Annotated in this window: 14 protein-coding genes; 3 read left to right on the plus strand and 11 right to left on the minus strand. The window is 71.3% G+C overall.

Annotated features, from left to right (window positions below):
• Window positions 1-21: 21 nt before the first annotated feature.
• The 8 genes from NNL39_RS01260 to NNL39_RS01295 form a co-directional block, all read right to left on the minus strand.
• Window positions 22-1,257 carry an FAD-binding domain-containing protein gene (locus NNL39_RS01260; RefSeq protein ID WP_255159907.1) on the minus strand — a complete coding sequence of 412 codons (1,236 nt, stop codon included), beginning with the start codon at window positions 1,255-1,257 and terminating at the stop codon, window positions 22-24.
• A gap of 89 nt (window positions 1,258-1,346) precedes the next feature.
• Window positions 1,347-2,489: an ABC transporter substrate-binding protein gene (locus NNL39_RS01265; protein ID WP_255159908.1), complete on the minus strand. Its 1,143-nt coding sequence runs from the start codon at window positions 2,487-2,489 to the stop codon at window positions 1,347-1,349.
• Window positions 2,490-2,574: 85 nt separating this feature from the next.
• A complete protein-coding gene (locus NNL39_RS01270) occupies window positions 2,575-3,402 on the minus strand; it encodes an ABC transporter permease (RefSeq protein ID WP_255159909.1) in 828 nt (275 codons plus the stop codon).
• Window positions 3,402-4,208 carry an ABC transporter ATP-binding protein gene (locus tag NNL39_RS01275; RefSeq protein ID WP_255159910.1) on the minus strand — a complete coding sequence of 269 codons (807 nt, stop codon included), beginning with the start codon at window positions 4,206-4,208 and terminating at the stop codon, window positions 3,402-3,404. Before NNL39_RS01275 ends, NNL39_RS01270 begins: the two co-directional genes overlap by 1 nt.
• Window positions 4,205-5,128, minus strand: coding sequence for an ABC transporter permease (locus tag NNL39_RS01280; protein WP_255159911.1), 924 nt, complete (start codon window positions 5,126-5,128; stop codon window positions 4,205-4,207). Before NNL39_RS01280 ends, NNL39_RS01275 begins: the two co-directional genes overlap by 4 nt.
• The gene (locus NNL39_RS01285) at window positions 5,125-6,141 is read right to left on the minus strand and encodes a TIGR03842 family LLM class F420-dependent oxidoreductase (RefSeq protein ID WP_255159912.1); all 1,017 of its coding nucleotides are present in this window, start codon (window positions 6,139-6,141) and stop codon (window positions 5,125-5,127) included. Before NNL39_RS01285 ends, NNL39_RS01280 begins: the two co-directional genes overlap by 4 nt.
• A gap of 28 nt (window positions 6,142-6,169) precedes the next feature.
• On the minus strand, window positions 6,170-7,633 hold the full coding sequence (gene hydA, locus NNL39_RS01290) for a dihydropyrimidinase (protein ID WP_255159913.1): 1,464 nt from the start codon (window positions 7,631-7,633) through the stop codon (window positions 6,170-6,172).
• Window positions 7,630-8,478: a nitrilase-related carbon-nitrogen hydrolase gene (locus NNL39_RS01295; protein WP_255159914.1), complete on the minus strand. Its 849-nt coding sequence runs from the start codon at window positions 8,476-8,478 to the stop codon at window positions 7,630-7,632. The genes hydA and NNL39_RS01295 overlap by 4 nt, the downstream gene beginning before the upstream one ends.
• A 162-nt stretch (window positions 8,479-8,640) precedes the next feature.
• Between NNL39_RS01295 and cofD the strand changes: the two genes are divergently transcribed.
• The 3 genes from cofD to NNL39_RS01310 all read left to right on the plus strand — a co-directional run bounded on the left by cofD (window position 8,641) and on the right by NNL39_RS01310 (window position 13,728).
• Entirely contained in the window at window positions 8,641-9,666 is a 1,026-nt protein-coding gene (cofD, locus tag NNL39_RS01300; protein WP_255159915.1) for a 2-phospho-L-lactate transferase, read from the plus strand.
• Between the two features lie 961 nt (window positions 9,667-10,627).
• Window positions 10,628-13,294, plus strand: coding sequence for a bifunctional FO biosynthesis protein CofGH (locus tag NNL39_RS01305; RefSeq protein WP_255159916.1), 2,667 nt, complete (start codon window positions 10,628-10,630; stop codon window positions 13,292-13,294).
• 8 nt (window positions 13,295-13,302) lie between these two features.
• Window positions 13,303-13,728 carry a VOC family protein gene (locus NNL39_RS01310; RefSeq protein WP_255160853.1) on the plus strand — a complete coding sequence of 142 codons (426 nt, stop codon included), beginning with the start codon at window positions 13,303-13,305 and terminating at the stop codon, window positions 13,726-13,728.
• Window positions 13,729-13,756: 28 nt separating this feature from the next.
• Here the strand turns inward: NNL39_RS01310 and cofC are convergent, their stop codons facing one another.
• The 3 genes from cofC to NNL39_RS01325 are packed head-to-tail and all read right to left on the minus strand — an operon-like array spanning window position 13,757 to window position 18,008.
• Window positions 13,757-14,377, minus strand: coding sequence for a 2-phospho-L-lactate guanylyltransferase (gene cofC, locus NNL39_RS01315; RefSeq protein ID WP_255159917.1), 621 nt, complete (start codon window positions 14,375-14,377; stop codon window positions 13,757-13,759).
• Window positions 14,378-14,386: 9 nt separating this feature from the next.
• The gene (locus tag NNL39_RS01320; RefSeq protein ID WP_255159918.1) at window positions 14,387-16,735 is read right to left on the minus strand and encodes a DUF3488 and transglutaminase-like domain-containing protein; all 2,349 of its coding nucleotides are present in this window, start codon (window positions 16,733-16,735) and stop codon (window positions 14,387-14,389) included.
• A complete protein-coding gene (locus NNL39_RS01325; protein ID WP_255159919.1) occupies window positions 16,728-18,008 on the minus strand; it encodes a DUF58 domain-containing protein in 1,281 nt (426 codons plus the stop codon). Before NNL39_RS01325 ends, NNL39_RS01320 begins: the two co-directional genes overlap by 8 nt.
• Between the last annotated feature and the right edge of the window lie 2 nt (window positions 18,009-18,010).

Consider the following 18,010-nt stretch of genomic DNA (forward strand, 5'->3'; position numbering starts at 1 on the left):
ATTATCGCCGGTTTGCGCCGCTCAGCGAGGATCGCGCCCGATCTGCTCCTCGCGCAGAAGTGCAGGGATCCGCTCGCGGAACGGGAAGAACCCGCGCGTCGCGTGCGGCCACGCGCGAGCATCCCACGGTCGCAGGATGCGCGAGACCGCGATGCCCTCCGCCGCGAGGTCGCGCTCGAGGCCGTCGAGACGGTCGCGCACCGGCCCGACGGGTGCGTAGGGGGTCACGAGCGCCGTCGCGTCGTGGGCGCGCAGCCACGGCAGAATCGCGGATGCCGTGAGCCCGTCGAGCGCGTTGGCCTCGACCCCGTAGTGCGCGCCGGCCCGTGCGTGGCCGTCGGCGAGCGCCGCCGCGGTGAAGCCCGCCACGACCGCGCGCGCCGGATCGGCCGCGGGCGACCGCGCCTCCCCCGCCGTCGGGCTCGCGACCGCGACCACCTCGGCGCCGGCCACGCTCAGCATCGGCTCGAGGCTCTCGGCGTGCAGATCGTCCTCGTGCAGCAGCAGGGCCACGCGGCCGCTCGGCAGCGGCGCCGGGCGCGGCGCCGGGCCGGGGGTCGGGAGCGGCGCGTCATCCTCGACCGCGGGGGCGCTCGTTGCGAGCCCGCGCGGCCGGAACCGCCCTTCGGTGGCGAACTCGATGTTCTGCGTCGTGGCCAGGTAGGTCTTGCCGACCGTCTGCAGGCCCGCGACCCACCGCCAGCTCAGCGTGTTCGAGGCCGGGTCGCCGTCGAGCAGGTGGCGCAGGAAGAAGTCGGCGCCGAGCTGCCAGGGCAGCCGCAGCGTGAAGATCCAGATGCTCGCGAACCACATGCGCGCGTGGTTATGCAGGTAGCCGAGCTCGACGAGCTCGCGCGCCCAGTCGTCGAAGCCCTCGATCCCCGTGCGGCCGGCGACGGCGTCGTCGTAGGTCACGCGCTCGGCGGCGCTCAGGGCGTCGAGTGCCGGGGCGACCGACGCGGTGTAGCGCGCCCACACGCTCGGCCGCAGTTCGAGCCAGCCCTTCCAGTAGGTGCGCCAGTAGACCTCCTGCACGAACTTGCCCGCCGCATCGAGCGAGTGCCGGTGCAGCACGGCCTCGACGACCTCGCGCTCGGTGACGAGGCGGTGCCGCACCCAGGGCGAGAGGGTCGACACGTTCGAGCGATCCTGCGGGCCGCGGTCGGTGTTGCGCTCAGCCGCGTAGGCACGACCGGCACGGGGAACGAAGTCGGCGAGCCGGGCGAGCCCCTCGTCGCGCGTGGCCTCGGGTGTCATGGCCCCATCGTGCGGCAGGGACGCTGAGAGGCGGCGGGATGCCCGATGCGAGCATCCCGCCGCCTCAGCGGTTGTCGGCAGAGCAGTGGCTAGTTGCCGCCCTCCATGAGCTCGACCTCGATGGGCGAGAAGCCCTCGCCCGTCGTGTCGACGCCCTCTTCGGCGAGCTCAGCGAGCGCCTGCTCGATGTACTCATTCGTGTAGGCGGTTGCGGGCGGCTCGGCCGTGATGAGGCTCGCGCCCGTCTCGTTGACGGCGCTCAGCGCAGCGGCCACCGTCGCGGCGAACGCGTCGGGGTCGATGAAGCCGATGCCGTTCGGAGCCGGCCAGATGAGCTTGTTGGTCTCGTTGACCATCCACAGCTCGTGGCTCGGGCCCCAGCTCGAGCCGGCGGCGCCCACGATCTGGGCGGCGTCTTCAGGGTTCTCGGCAGCGTAGACCCAGCCCTTGATGACGGCCTTGAGGAACGCGACCGTCGTCTCCTGGTACTCGGTGTCGCTTTCGAGGCGCTCGGTGTCGGCCCAGATCGCGTCTTGCAGCATGGCGCCGACGGTGTCTTCGTAGCTGATGACGGTGAGGTCCTCGGGCGTGTAGAGCTCACCGGTGTCGGGGTTCACCGCTTCGAGCACCTGCGCGTACTCGTTGTACGTCATCGCCTGCGCCGCGTCGATGTCGCCCGCGAGGAAGGCGTTCATGTCGAAGGACTGGGTGATGATCTCGACCGTGGTCGAGTCGAGGCCCTCGGCGGCCATGGCCGCGAAGATCTCCCACTCGTTGCCGAAGCCCCACGAGCCGATCTTCTTGCCCTCGAAGTCGGCGACCGACTCGATGCCGCTGTCGGCCCACGCCACCTGCAGCGTGCCCGAGCGCTGGAAGATCTGCGCGATGTTGGTGACGTTGGCGCCGGCCTCGATCGAGCCGAGCACCTTCGGCACCCAGGCGATCGCGTAGTCGACATCGCCGTTGGCGAGGGCATCCTGCGGCACGATGTCGCCGCCGCTGGGGATGATCTCGACGTCGAGGCCGGCCTCTTCGAAGTAGCCCTGGTCGACGGCGGCGAAGTAGCCCGCGAACTGGCCCTGCGGCAGCCACTGCAGCTGCAGCTTGATGGGCGTGAGCTCGTCAGAGCCCTCACCCTCGGTCTCGGCGGGAGGGGAGCAGGCGGAGAGCGCGAGCGCGGCGGTGAGACCGATCGCGCTGAACGTCGCGAAGCGACGTGTGCGGTTCATCATGTGCTGTGTCCTTTCGGTGTTCTCGACGGTGCGGGGGTGGTGCAGGTCGGCCCCGGCGAGAGCCGGGGACGTTCCGGGTGTCACGTCACCGTCGACGTGAGGCCCAACGTTCGAGGGCGAGGGTGACGAGGTAGAACGCCAGCCCCAGCACGATGGCGGCGACGACGTAGGCCCAGGCGCGCGGATACGCGCTCGAGGCCGCCGAGGTCGAGATGAGACCGCCGAGGCCGCCGCGCGGGCCGCCGAAGTACTCGGCGACGAGCGCCGAGATCACGGCGAGCGACGAGGCGAGCCGGACTCCCGTGAAGGTGTACGGCACGGCCGTCGGCAGGGTGATCGTGCGCATGACCTGCCACGGCGTCGCGGCGAAGCTCGTCATGAGCTCGCGATGCACCGGCTGCGTCTGCCGCAGCCCGCGCGCCGTCGTGATGAAGACGGGAACGAAGGCCGCGAGGCTCGCGATGAGCTGCCGCCCGGTCTGCGAGTCGGCGCCGAACATCGTGTTGAGCACGGGGGCGAGGGCCACGATCGGGATGACCGCGAGGGCGGCGACGACGGGCGCGAGCATCCCGTCGATCAGTCGGCTGGTCGAGGCGATGAGCGCCGCGACGACGCCGAGCAGCGAGCCGGCCACGAGGCCCACGAGTGCGTTGAGGCCCGTGATGGCGCCGGCACTCAGCATCGACGGCCAGAACTCGATGATCTCGGCGATGATCGCCGCCGGGCTCGGCAGCAGGTAGGCCTCGACGAGGCCGCTGCCGGCGAGCAGCTGCCACGTGCCGATCACGACGATTCCGAGCACGACGGGCGCGATCGCGCGCTCGGCCGCGCTTGCTGTGCGGCCCGTCGGGCCGACGCTCGCAGTGCGGCCCCGCGGGCGGGGTGGGGTGCGCGTGCGCGTGGCGGTCGACATCAGCGGTTCTCGACTCCGCGTGGGGTGGATGCCGGACTTCCGCCGTGCAGTGCCTCGCGCACGGCGGTGATCATCTCGAAGAAGCTGCCGTCCTCCCGCAGATCGTCGGCGCGGCTTCCGGTGCTACCGAGCGACATCGGCACGACCTCGGCGATGCGGCCCGGGCGGGGAGACATCACAACGACGCGGTCACTGAGATACACCGCCTCGGGGATCGAGTGCGTCACGAAGACGACCGCAGCGCCCGTCTCGGCCGCGATGCGCAGCAGCTCGGTCTGCATGTATTCGCGCGTCATCTCGTCGAGCGCGCCGAAGGGTTCGTCCATGAGCAGCAGCTCGGGCTTCTTCGCGAGCGCGCGGGCGATCGCGACGCGCTGCTGCATGCCGCCGGAGAGCTGGTCGGGAAACCGGTCGCCGAAGTCGCCGAGCCCCACGAGGGCGATGAGCTCGTCGACGCGCGCGCGCACCTCCGCCTTGGGGCTGCCGCTGAGCTCGAGCGGCAGGGCGATATTCGCCGAGACCGTGCGCCACGGCAGCAGGCCCGCCTGCTGGAAGGCGATGCCGTAGCGCTGGTCGAGGCGCGCCTGGGGGGCGCTCGTGCCGAAGACCTCGACGGTGCCCGCGGTCGGCGACTCGAGGTCGGCGATGAGGCGCAGCAGGGTGCTCTTGCCGCATCCCGAGGGCCCGATGAGCGAGACGAACTCGCCTGGCGCAACCGTCAGGTCGACCTCGCTGAGCGCGACGACCTGCCCGTTCGTCGACTCGAAGACCTTGTCGACGCCGGTGACGCTGACCGCGTTGGTCATGATGCTCCTTCGGTGCGGCGGTAGTCCTTCACGAGCAGCCCCAGCAGGGCCACCGAGCCGGCGGCGATGAGCCCGAGGGCGATCGCGCCGAAGATGGGCGCCCAGGCCTTTGCGGGGTCGCCGCTGGCCTGACCGGCGTACTGGATGACCAGCCGCCCGATGCCGCCCTGCAACCCCGTCGACACCTCCGCGACGACGGCACCGACGACCGCGTTGGCGGCGGCCAGGCGCAGCGCGGGCAGCAGGTACGGAACGGCCGAGGGCAGCCGCAGATGCAGCATCGTCGGCCACCATCCGGCCGAGTAGGTGTGCAGGAGCTCGAGGTGCAGGCGATCGGGCGCCTGCAGTCCTTTGAGCGCACCGACGGCGACCGGGAAGAAGGCGAGGTAGCTCGCAATGACGGCGACGCTCATCCAGTCTTGCCACTCGAAGGCGCCGATCTCGATGCGCGAGCCCCAGCTCTTCACGAGCGGCGCGAAGGCGATGAGCGGCACGGTCTGGCTGAGCACGATCCACGGCAACAGGGCCGATTCGGCGAGCATCCACCGCTGCATGATGAGGGCGAACGCCATGCCGACGACGACGCCGACCACCCAGCCGGCGGCCGCGATGCCGAGCGTCAGGCTCGCCGCGAGCACGATCTCGAGCCACAGCACCCGCGCGCCCTCGGCTCGCGTGACCGGCTCGAACAGCCGGGCGACCATGTCCCACACGTGCGGCATCGCGAGGTCGCTCGTGCGTGGGAGCACTCGCACGTCGCCGATGACGAGGCCGTCGACGGGGCCGAGCCACTTGTAGAGCTCCCACACCACGGCGAGCGCCACGATGCCGAGCAGGCCGTAGCCGGCAGCCCGCAGCCGCGCACCCCGACCAGCACGCCGCCGCCGAGGCGGGGCCAGCAGGGTGGCGGCGTCGGTCATACCTTCGCCTGCTTGTTGCCGTTGAGCGCCGGGATGACGTGCTCGCCGTAGACGCGCAGCGTCTCCTCCTTGTTGTCGTGCTGGAGATAGCCTGCGAACTGGTCCACGCCGAGGTCGCGCAGCGCCTCGAGCTTCTCGATGTGGTCTTTCGCGTCGCCGAGCACGCAGAAGCGGTCGACGATCTCGTCGGGCACGAAGTCGACGTGGTCGTTGCCGGCCTTGCCGTGGGTGTTGTAGTCGTACCCTTGGCGCCCCGCGATGTACTCGGTAAGCGCGCGCGGCACGTCGGTCGAGTCGCCGTGCTTCGCCACGATGTCGGCCACGTGGTTGCCGACCATGCCGCCGAACCAGCGCACCTGGTTGCGCATGTGATCCCAGTCGGTGCCGATGTACATTGGCGCCGCGACGCAGAATTTGATGCTCATCGGGTCGCGCCCGGCGTTGTCGGCCGCCGTGCGCACGGTCTCGATCATCCACTTCGCGATGTCGAGGTCGGCCAGCTGCAGGATGAACCCGTCGCCGACCTCGCCCGTGAGCTTGAGCGCGAGCGGGCCGTACGCGGCCACCCACACCTCGAGCTCGCTGCCGTGGCTCCACGGAAACTGCAGCGTCGAGCCGTTGTGCTCAACCGCCCGCGAGTTGCCGAGCTCGCGGATGACATGGATCGATTCGCGCAGCTCGGCAAGCGTCGTGGGCTTGCCATTCGTGACGCGCACGGCCGAGTCGCCCCGGCCGATGCCGACGATCGTCCGGTTGCCGTACATCTCATTGAGCGTCGCGAACACGCTCGCCGTGACCGTCCAGTCGCGCGTGGCGGGGTTCGTGACGAAGGGGCCGACCTTCACGCGGTGCGTCTGCCCGAGGATCGCCGAGTAGATGACGTACGGCTCTTGCCACAGGATGTGGCTGTCGAAGGTCCACACGTGGCTGAACCCGTACTGCTCAGCGAGCTTGGCGAGGTGCACCGTGCGGCTGGCGGGCGGGTTGGTCTGGAGTACTGCTCCGAAATCCATGGATGCTCTTCTCTTCGTTCGCCGGATCTCAGACCAGGTACTGGCTCAGGCCGCGGCGCAGGTACTGCCCGTGCCCGGCCCGCCCGTGGAACTGGTCGTTCTGGATGACGACCGAGCCGCGCGAGACGACCGTGTCGACCTTGCCGTCGATCTCGAAGCCCTCCCATGCCGCGTGATCCATGTTCATGTGGTGCTTGCGGCCCGTGGGGTTGCCGTTCTCGTCGACGGGCATGCCGATCGAGGTGTGGCCGTTGGGGTCGTAGACGACGATGTCGGCGTCGGCTCCGGGAGCGATGACGCCCTTCGTGCCGTAGAGGCCGAACATGCGCGCGGGCGTCGTGCTCGTGATCTCGACCCAGCGCTCGAGCGTGATCTGACCGGTGACGACACCCTGGTACATGAGGTCCATGCGGTGCTCGACCGAGCCGATGCCGTTGGGGATCTTCGAGAAGTCGCCGAGGCCCAGCTCTTTCTGGTCTTTCATGCAGAACGGGCAGTGGTCGGTCGAGACCATCTGGATGTCGTTCGTGCGCAGGCTCTGCCACATGTGGTCTTGATGCCCTTCGGCACGCGAGCGCAGCGGCGTCGAGCAGACCCACTTGGCGCCCTCGAAAGCGCCGTACTGCTCGCTCACCGCGCCCAGCTGCTCTTCGAGCGACAGGTAGAGGTACTGCGGGCACGTCTCGCCGAACACGTTCTGCCCGATGTCGCGGGCGGCGGCGAGCTGCTCGACCGCCTGCTTGGCGCTCACGTGCACGACGTAGAGCGGGGCCCCCGTGAGGTGGGCGAGCATGATCGCCCGGTGCGTCGCCTCCTCCTCCATCTGCCAGGCGCGCGCGACGCCGTGGTAGTACGGGTCGGTCTTGCCCTTGGCGAGCAGCTGGGCGACGAGCACGTCGATCGCCGGGCCGTTCTCGGCGTGCATCATCGTCATGAGCCCGTGCTCGGCGGCCACCTGCATGGCGCGCAGAATCTGCGCGTCGTCGGCGTAGAACACGCCCGGGTAGGCCATGAACATCTTGTAGCTCGTGATGCCCTCGTCGATGAGCTTCGGCAGCGCGGCGAGCGAGTCGTCGTCGACGCCGCCGACGATCTGGTGGAACCCGTAGTCGATCGCGCAGTTGCCGCCGGCCTTCTCGTGCCAGGCGGCGAGGCCGTCGAACACCTTCTGGCCCGCGGTCTGCACGGCGAAGTCGATGATGCTCGTCGTTCCGCCCCAGGCGGCGGCGATCGTGCCCGTTTCGAAGGTGTCGATGGCGGCGGTGCCGCCGAACGGCAGCTCCATGTGGGTGTGCGCGTCGATGCCGCCGGGAATCACGTACTTGCCCGTGGCGTCGATGACCGTGTCGACGGATGCCGACAGATCGTGCCCCAGCAGGGTCGACCCGGGCGCGAGCACGGCGACGATGGTCTCGCCGTCGACGAGCACGTCGGCCGCGCCGCGGCCGGTGGCGGAGACGACCGTGCCGCCGCGGATCAGCATCGTGCTCACGGCTTCACCACCGCCGTGTAGCTCTCGGGACGACGGTCGCGGTAGAACTGCCAGTTGTTGCGCACCTCGCGGATGAGGTCGAGGTCGAGGTCGCGCGTGACGATCTCGGTCTGGTCTTGGCTCGCAACGTCGCCCACGTAGTTGCCGCGCGGGTCGACGAAGTAGCTCGAGCCGTAGAAGGTCACGGCGAGGTCGCCGAACTCGTCGCTCTCGGTGCCGATGCGGTTGTTGGCCGCGATGAAGTACTGGTTCGCGGCCGCCGCGGCGGGCTGCTCGAGCTCCCACAACCGGTTCGAGAGGCCGGGCTTGGTCGCGCTCGGGTTGAACACGAGCTCGGCGCCGTTGAGGCCGAGCTCGCGCCATCCCTCGGGGAAGTGCCGGTCGTAGCAGATGTACACGCCGACCTTGCCGACGGCCGTGTCGAACACGGGGTAGCCGAGGTTGCCGGGGCGGAAGTAGAACTTCTCCCAGAACCGGTCGAGGTTCGGGATGTGGTGCTTGCGGTACTTGCCGAGGATCGTGCCGTCGGCATCCACCACGACGGCGGTGTTGTAGTACACGCCGGGCATGTCTTCTTCGTAGATGGGGAGGACGATGACGAGCTTCAGCTCTTTCGCGAGCTTCGCGAAGCGCTGCACGATCGGGCCGTCGGCCGGCTCGGCGTAGTCGTAGTACTTGGCGTCTTCGATGATGCCGAAGTACGGCCCGTAGAAGAGCTCTTGAAAGCAGATGATCTGAGCCCCGTCGGCGGCGGCATCGCGCGCGAACTGCTCGTGCTTGGCGATCATCGATTCCTTGTCGCCCGTCCAGGTGGTCTGGGTGATGGCGGCGCGGATGGTGGTCATGGGTGGTTCCCCTTTTCCTCTTTGAACTGGGGCCAGTGTGCGCTTCGAGCGTTTCCGGCTCGTTTCGCCCAGTGACGCGTGAGTAAAACCTAAGGCGCAGGTGCGCAGGGGAACACCCGCGCGCACATATGAGCACGAGTCGACGGCGCTAGCGTTGACGGCATGAGGATCGTGGTGCTCGCGGGCGGGGTCGGAGGCGCGCGGTTCGTGCGCGGGCTGCGCGAGGCGGTGCAGCGCTGGCACCCCGACTCGTCGATCGATGTGATCGTGAACACGGGCGACGACTGGTGGCTGGCGGGCCTGCGCATCACTCCCGACCTCGACTCGATGCTCTACACGCTGTCGGGGCAGAACGACGAGGTGCGCGGATGGGGCCGGGTCGGCGAGAGCGAGCGCGTCTCGGCCGAGCTGCAGGCCTACGGCGTGACGCCCGACTGGTTCACGCTCGGCGACCTCGACCTCGGCACGCACATCGCACGCTCGGCGTGGTTGCGCGCGGGGCTCACCCCCTCCGACGTGGTCGCCCGACTGCAGGAGCGCTGGGATCTCGGCGGCGTGCGCCTGCATCCTTCGACGGATCAGGAGATCGACACGCACGTGTGGGTCGCCTCGGACACGGGCGCTGAGGAGGATCTGCACTTCCAGGAGTGGTGGACCCGCTACCGCGCCCAGGTTCCGGCCCTGCGATTCGAGCAGCGCGGCGTCTCGTCGGCGAGCCCCTCACCGGGAGCGCTCGCCGCGCTCGCAGCGGCCGACGTGGTGCTCGTCGCACCGTCAAACCCCGTGGTGTCGATCGGCACGATCCTAGGTATCCCGGGCATGCGCGAGGCGGTGCTCGCGGCTGGCTCGTTGTCAGCGACCGGCCGTGCGCCGATCGTGGGCGTCTCGCCGATCATCGCGGGGGCCGCGGTGCGCGGTATGGCCGACGCGTGCCTCACGACGATCGGGGTGGAGACGGATGCCGGCGCGGTCGCCCGGCACTACGGCCCCCGGGCTGGGGTTGGTTCGAGCGCGGGCGGTCTGCTCGATGCGTGGCTGGTCGACGAGGTGGACGAGCCGCTCGTGGCCGGGTTGCGCGCGGACGGCTTCGCCGCCGCCGCGGTGCCGCTCTGGATGCGCGACCTCGACACCGCTGCGGCCCTCGCCGAGGCGGCGCTGGCGACGGCGAGCGCCGCGAGTGCGGGCTGACACCGCCGCGCGTGCCGCAGCGCGACTGCCGGCGCGACCGCGAGCCGCGTGCCCGAGGAGTGGTCGCGATCACTCCAGTGCACGATGAGGTCGCTCGGAGCGCCTCGAGCTCGGCGGCCGCCCGCCGGCTGCGCGATGTGCAGGGGGTGCTGCTCGGGGAGCGCGCTCGCCTCGAGCATCCCGTGATGCACCAGGGCGCTGACGCACGCGAGCGGCCCGCCCGCGGCCCACGCCGCCCGCGCATCCGGGAGCACCGTCTGGGCGGCGTACCAGCCCTGTCGCACGCGGGTGAGATAGCCGTAGTGGAGCGCGAACCAGAACCTCGTCTCATCACCACCGGACGCCTGCAGCAGCTCGCGCCGCGAAGCGATGCCGCCCATCCTTCGCAGGATGAACTCGAACCGTCGGAACCCTGCGAACTCGTCCTCGCTCGGCGCGCTGCGCTCCTCAACGGGATCGCGAAAGGGATCCTCCGGGTCGCGTGATGCGGGCGGCATCGCGGCACTGTCGCACCGTTGGGCTGCTCGCAGCCTGCTGCGCTCCGCCCCTGTGGACGCTCGCCCGGCGACCTTGGCCGAGAGGGAACGGCACCGGGGGCAAACACCATGAGTTGTGGACGAACCTCGACAACCATCGACACGAAACGTCGTAAGCGTCGGTAGATCTGCGTGCGGAGACTTCCAGAAACGCGGAGCTTTACGATTCGCATTCACGAACTTCCGCGCTTTCGGAAGCCTCCAGCGCTGAAACAGGAAGGTGGAACGCGAGCGGAGAGCCGGGCAGCACGGGCGGTGGCGCGAGAGCAGTTGCGGCGCAACGCGTGTCAGGGCTGCGGCGCGAGTAGGGTGTGAGGCATCGAACGTCTCGCACCCGGTCTGGGGTGCGACCTGGCGCCACTCTTGCGGTGCCCGACCTGGCGGGCTCAACGTGCTTGCCGTCGCTCGGCCTGCCGGGAGCATCCATGACCGACACCACACCCGCCACCACGCACGCCACCGGCACCACCGTGAGCGCCGCCGACTTCGTGCCCACTGCATCCGCGATCTCGCGCGCGCTCAAGCGCGCCGAATCGGGCGTCACGATCGACGCGACCGAGGCCGAGACGCTGCTGCACTGCCGGCACGACGACCTCGAGCGGCTGCTGACCGTCGCGAGCCGCGTGCGGGATGCGGGGCTCGAGAAGGCCGGACGCCCCGGCGTCATCACGTACTCGCGCAAAGTGTTCATTCCGCTCACGCACCTGTGCCGCGACCGCTGCCACTACTGCGTGTTCGTGCAGACCCCCAACCAGCTCGCCGCGCAGGGCAAAGCTCCCTTCCTCTCCCCCGACGAGGTGCTCGAGATCGCGCGCCAAGGCGCCGCGCTCGGGTGCAAGGAAGCCCTCTTCACGCTCGGCGACCGGCCCGAAGACCGCTGGCCCGCCGCCCGTGAATGGCTCGACGCCCGCGGCTACGACTCCACGATCGACTACTTGCGCTCCGTCGCCATCCTCGTGCTCGAAGAGACCGGCCTGCTGCCGCACCTCAACCCCGGCGTCATGACCTGGCAAGAGCTGCAACGCCTCAAGCCCGTCGCGCCGAGCATGGGCATGATGCTCGAGACCACCTCGCGCCGACTGTTCGAGACGCGCGGCCTCGCGCACTTCGGCTCGCCCGACAAAGACCCCGAGCTGCGCCTGCGGGTGCTCGAAGACGCCGGCCGCAGCGCCATCCCGTTCACGACCGGGCTGCTGCTCGGCATCGGCGAAACCTACGCCGAGCGCGTCGACGGCATGTTCGCCATCCGCGCGACCTCACGCCGGCACGGGCACGTTCAAGAAGTCATCATTCAGAACTTCCGTGCCAAGCCGCGCACGGCCATGCGCGCCGCCGACGACCTCGCCCTGCAGGAGTACATCGCCGCCGTCGCCGTCAGCCGTCTCGTGCTCGGCCCGAGCGCGCGCGTGCAAGCGCCGCCGAACCTCACCGACGCCGAAGAGCTCGGCCTGCTGATCCGTGCCGGCATCGACGACTGGGGCGGGGTGAGCCCGCTCACTCCCGACCACGTCAACCCCGAGCGCCCCTGGCCGCAGATCGACGAGCTCGCGCGCCTGACTGCCGAGTCAGGGTTCACGCTGCACGAGCGTTTGACCGCGCACCCCCACTACGTTCGAGCCGAAGAGCCATGGCTCGACCCGCGCATCGTGCCGCACGTGCGGGCCCTGGCGGGAGCCGATGGGCTTGCCAACGAGGCCGCCGTGCTGCAGGGCATCCCGTGGCAGGAGCCCGACCCGGATTGGGCGAGTGGGGCCGGAACCGGCCGCACCGACCTGCACGTCGCGATCGAAACCGAGGGCCGCCGCACCGAGACCCGCAGCGACTTCGACGACGTCTACGGCGACTGGGCCGAGCTGCGCGAAGCGACGACCGGAGCTCGAAAACGCACGGTCGCCGTGAGCACGGGTGTCGCCGCGGTGCTGCGCCGGGCTGAGGATGCTCCGGCCGGGCTCAGCGACGACGACTACCTCACCCTGCTGCACGCCGACGGCGCCGACCTCGACGCGCTCGCCGACCTCGCCGACCGAGTACGGCGAGACACGGTCGGCGACGAGATCGGCTACGTCGTCAACCGCAACATCAACTTCACGAACGTCTGCTACACCGGCTGCCGCTTCTGCGCCTTCGCGCAGCGGCGCACCGATGCCGACGCGTTCACGCTCTCGATGCAGCAGGTCGGCGACCGGGTCGATGAGGCGTGGGCGCTTGGCGCGACCGAGATCTGCATGCAAGGCGGAATCCACCCCGATCTGCCCGGCACCGCCTACTTCGACCTCGCGCGCGAAGTGAAGCGGCGCCAGCCGAGCATTCACCTGCACGCCTTCAGCCCGATGGAGATCGTGAATGGAGCATCCCGCACCGGGTTGTCGTTCGCCGAGTTCTTGACGGCCGCGAAAGAGGCAGGGCTCGACACGATTCCGGGCACGGCCGCCGAGATTCTCGACGACGAGGTGCGCTGGGTTCTCACGAAGGGCAAACTGCCCGCCGCCGAGTGGATCGAGATCGTCTCGACCGCGCATCGCCTCGGCATTCGCTCGTCGAGCACGATGATGTACGGGCACGTGGATGCTCCGCCGCACTGGGTCGCCCACCTGCGCACCCTCGCCCGCGTGCAGGACGACACCGGAGGCTTCACCGAGTTCGTGCTGCTGCCCTTCGTGCACGCGAGCTCGCCCGTCTACCTCGCGGGCGTGGCGCGGCCCGGCCCGACGCCGCAGGAGAACCGCGCGGTGCACGCCGTCGCTCGCCTGATGCTGCACGGCCGCATCGACCACGTGCAGACCTCGTGGGTCAAGCTCGGCACCGAAGGCACCCAGCTCATGCTGCGCGGCGGCGCCGACGACGTGGGCGGCACCCTCATGGAGGAGACGATCAGCCGCATGGCGGGCGCCGACAACGGCTCGGAGAAGACGGTCGCCGAGCTCGAAGAGCTGGCCAGCTCGATCGGACGCGTCGCGCGCCAGCGCACGACGACCTACGGCACGCCCGACCCGGAGCGTGTCGCCGTCGCCCAGTCGCACCGCGAGCAGGGCTACGCCGCAACGGGCCGCCGGCTCTCTCTCACTGTCGCCGAGGTGCGTTCCGGAGGATAGTGGTGCCCATGTCCACCATGGTCTTCATCAACCTGCCCGTGGCCGATCTGGCCCGCTCCCGCGCGTTCTACGAGGCGCTCGGCTACTCGATCAACGAGCTCTTCTCCAACGACGACGGCGCCTGCGTCATCGTGAGCGACACGATCTTCGTCATGCTGCTGACCCACGAGTTCTTCGGCAGCTTCATTCCCGGCCATGCGGTGGCGGATGCTCGCTCGGCGATCGGCGCCCAGTACGCGCTGAGCTGCGACAGTCGTGACGCGGTCGACACCCTCGTCGACCGCGCGGTCGAGGCCGGCGGCTCGGCCCTCGAGCCGCGCGACCTCGGCTTCATGTACAGCCGGGCCTTCCAGGACCCGGACGGCCACTACTGGGACCCGTTCTGGATGGAGCCGACCAACGCCGAGCAGGGCCCGCCGGAGGAGTACCGCTGAACCCCTGAGCTGCAGCAGCGCGCCGGAGCTACAGCAGCGCGCTCGTGTGCGGACCCAGCAGCACGACCCCCGACTCGGCGAGCAGGCCGAGGGCGCTGAGCTGCTCGAGCGTGTCGACGTCGCGGCGCAGCCCCGAGCGCTCGGGGATCTCGAGCTCAACGTAGCCCGCGTCGCGGTGCTGCTCGGCCGAACCGGGGCCGAACCGCAGAGAGTGCGGCAGCGCCGCTGAAGCGACGACGAGCGTCGTGCCCTCGCCCTCGGCGTCGGGCACGAACGCCCAGTGGTGCTCGCTCGCGGCGACGAGGGCGGCATCGAGATCTTCGGGCTGCAGGGCCGGCAGGTCGCCGAGCAGCACGGCCGTCGGCGCCGCAGGGTCGGCAGCGGCGAGCCCGGCGCCGATCGCGACGAGCAGCCCGAAGCCGGGGTCGTCGACGACGCGCACGCCCTCGATCGGCTGCGGCAGCGCGCCCACGACGATGAGCTCGCCGACCTGGCGCGCGGCACGGGCCGCCGATACGGTGTCGAGCGCGATCGCCGCGGCGAGGGCCGCGCGCCGGGCATGCGCCTCGGCACCGCCGTCGGCGGCGAGTCGGCTCTTCGCGCTCGCGGCGTCGCGCACGGGGACGACGAGCGAGACGAGCGCAGACACCGGCCCAGCCTAGGTCGTGAGCGCGGCGGCGAGCAGCCGCTCATCGGCGGGCGTGCGGTCGAGCAACGACACGGGTGCGACGGTCGCCACGACCCGGCGCCACCGCGGTGCGGAGCGCCGCAGCGCCCCGAGCAGCCCGTCGATCTCGGGCGCATCGACGCGCCCGCCGGGCTGCGCGTAGGCCCGGTGCTCGAGGGCCGTGCGCACGCGGTCGAGCGCGTCGGCGCGCGCCGGGGCATGCTCGTCATTCGGCCATCGGGCCGCCCACGCGGCGGCGAGCGCGCGCGGCGTGCTCGACTCCTCGGCGGGCAGCCCGAGGTCGCGCGCCGTGTCACGCAGTTCGCGCCAGCGGTCGAGCGGATCCGGCGACCGGCGACGGCGGGCGCGACGTCGGGCCCGCACGGCACCGGGAGCCGCCAGCAGGAGGAGGAGCAGCGCGAGGAGAACCGCGGCGAGCGGACGGGCATCCGCACCGCCCTGCAGGGGCCCCGCGGCGCTCACGCCGTCGACCGAGCCGTCGTTGCCGCCGTCGATGAGATCGCTCGGATCCGCACCCTCAACGCCCGGGGTGGGCTCGGGCGACGCCGACTCCCCCGGCTCGGCGGGCCCGGCACTGGGCGCGGCGGTCGGCTCGATCGGCTCGCCCGTCTCGGGGTCGACCGCGGGCTCCTCCCCCGGCGCGGGGACGTCGTCGCTCGCGTACTCGGGCACGGCACCGCGCGAGGGCGTCGGCTCGAACCGCACCCAGCCGATGCCGTCGAAGTGCAGCTCGGGCCAGGCGTGCAGATCGTCGGTGCTCACGACGAACTCACTCGGAACATCCGGATTGCGGCTGCCCGGCAGGAAGCCGACGGCGATGCGGGCGGGGATGCCGAGGGTGCGCGCCATGAGTGTCATCGCGGCCGCATAGTGCACGCAGTACCCGGCGCGCGCCTCGAGGAACACGGCCACGATGTCGGCGCCGGTGCCGTCGTAGCCGAGCTCGACCGGGGCCTCCTCCGAGTAGACGAAGTCGCCGCCCGTGAAGAACCGCTGCAGCGCGAGCGCCTGGTCGTACGCCGACGGCCCCGCGGCCGCGTCGGCGACCGCCTCGGCCGTGCGAGCGACGATCGGGTCGAGCCCCTCCGGAATCGCCCGGTAGCGGTCGAGCCCGTCGGCGGCGGTACCGGCCTCGCGCAGCTGCAGCGGGGTCGGCTCGGCGACGAGGCTCTCGACCGCGTACTCTCCCCCGCGGAACGACCCCTCGACGGCGCTGACGGTGATGCCCTGCGAGTCGACCACCCAGGAACCCTCGAGTCCGGTGACCTCGAGCGGCGCGGCGGGCAGCGGCACCCAGCGCGAACGAACATTCTCGAGCTGGATGCTCGTGCTCACGGTACTCGTCGGCACCTGCTCGCCGAGCCACGTCGGCGGCCCGACCTGATCGGACTCGGTCGCCTCGCCGCCGAGCACGGGCTGCACCGTCTGGCCCTCGAAGTCGGCGAGGTGCGAGAGCGTCAGATACACACCCCCGTCGGCATCGGTCGAATAGCGCAACGCGGTGACGGGGGTGTCGCGACGCAGGTCGTCGCCGAGCTCGAGCACCGGGTTGACGCCCGTCACGAGACCCGCCAGGCCCGTACCGGGCAGCGCGGCACCCGCGATGACGGGCGGCAGCAGCGGCGGCACGAGCAGCGCGGCGACGAGCACCCCCGCCGCCACGGCGAGCGCGCGCCCCGCCGCCGCGGCTCCTCCGCTCGCGGCAGGCCGGTGCACTGCCAGGGCGAGCAGGAACGCCGCCGCTGTCGCGAGCACCGACAGCAGGGGCAGAGCACCCGGAGCGAGGACGACCGGCACCGCGAGGATCGCCAGCAACGGCACCGCGATGAATGCCGGGCGGCGCCCGTGCACGAGCACCGCCTCGGTCATGATCGCGAGGCCCGTGACGCCGATCGCCATGATGAACCGGATGCCGTCATCGGCCGCCGCCGGGATGGACTGCTCGGCGATCGACAGCTCGCCCGCGGCAATGAGCTCGAGGAACCGCGCGACCGTCGCCGGCAGCGGCACGACGCCGAGCAGCGCCGTGTCGGCGGCGAATTGCACCGTCAGCGCGAGCAGCGCGCCGAGCAGCGCGGCCGCCGTCGCGCCGACGACCGGCCACCGTGTCAAGAACCGTCGGGCCGTGGCGGCCGCGGCGATCGCCGCCGCCACCACGACGAGCACGCTCGGACCCCAGAGCCCCTCATCGAGGATGGCGCTGAACGCCGTGACGGCCGCCGCGACTGCGAGCAGGGCGACGCTGCTGAGCGCCACAGAACCGCGCCGCTCGCCGCGCGACGACGAGAGGGCCGCGCCCGTGCGGGCCCGCTCAGCCACGACCCACCGCCGCCGGCAGAGCCCAGTCGGGCAGGTCGCCGAGCTGCTCGCCGAGCAGGGCGAGCCAGGCATCGTCGGGCGCACGCCGGATCGACACGCGCGCGACGGCCCATCCGGCCCGTTCGAAGGAATCCCGCACCGGGTCGGGGTCGAGCGACCCGTCAGCACGCACGCCCGGAGCCGCCGGACCCGCGAGCAGTGCCACGGCGGGGGCGCGGCCGGAACGCTGTGCGAGCATCCACCGCAGGGTCTGATCGTCGGGGGCACCCGCGATCACGACGATCGGCGGAGCGCCCGGTGCGGCGCGCTCGGGAAGGTCGCCGGCGCGCGTCGCGAGCTCGAGCAGCGCGAGCTCGCCGAGCACGTCGCCGACCGGGCCGTCGGCGACGGGGGCGTCGGCGCCGCGCTCGGTCGGGGTGTCAAGCTCGACGCTGTAGCCGCGTTCGGCGAGGTGCACGGCGGCCGAGGCGGCCATGCGCACGATCCACTCGAAGGTCGGGCTCGACGCCGTGCGCTGACCGCGCGCGAGTCGGTCGCGCACGAGCTGCGCGTCGCGATAGCCGATCGACTGCGTGTCGACGACAAGGCGCGCGTGCGGCCCCGCCTGCGGTTCGTCCTGCCGCACCATGAGCTCGCCCTGGCGCGCCGTCACGCGCCAGTGCACGCGGCGAAGGGCGTCGCCATCGCGGTACTCGCGCGTCACGACGTCGTCGTCAGCGCGCTCGCGCGACCGCGAGGTGCGCGGTCCCGCATCGGTCGACGGGTCGGGAACGGGCCCGACGGGCAGCGGCGTCACGGCCGGCAGCACGAGCTGCGCGACGACCGCGCGCGTGTCGGTGACCCGCAGCGCGAGCGCGAAAGGATCGCGATCCTCGATGAGCAGCGGGCCGACGAGGGCGAGGCCCCGTCGGGCGGGCCAATAGCGGTAGCCGAGGGATGAGGGCCGCGCCCCCGTGACCTCGCGCAGGCGGCCCGGCCCCGCGAATCCGGGCAGCATGGGCACGCGCTCGACCCATTCGGCGGCCCGCGCGCGTCCGCTCACGGTGACCGTCACCTGCACCTGCTCGCCCTCGGTCGCGACGACGGGCTCGAGCTGCCGGCCCACGCGCACTCGCGGCCGCGAGCTTGCGACGGCCGCGAGGGCGATGAGCGGGGCCGCGACGGCGATCGCCGCGATCGGCAGCAGCTCGGGCCGCTCGAGCACGTAGGCGAGCGCGCCGAGGCCCACCGCGACCACGAGGAACGCGATGCCGCGAGCGGTGAGCCGGGGCACGA

Origin of the sequence: Microcella humidisoli, from assembly GCF_024362325.1 — a bacterium.
Classification (GTDB): domain Bacteria; phylum Actinomycetota; class Actinomycetes; order Actinomycetales; family Microbacteriaceae; genus Microcella; species Microcella humidisoli.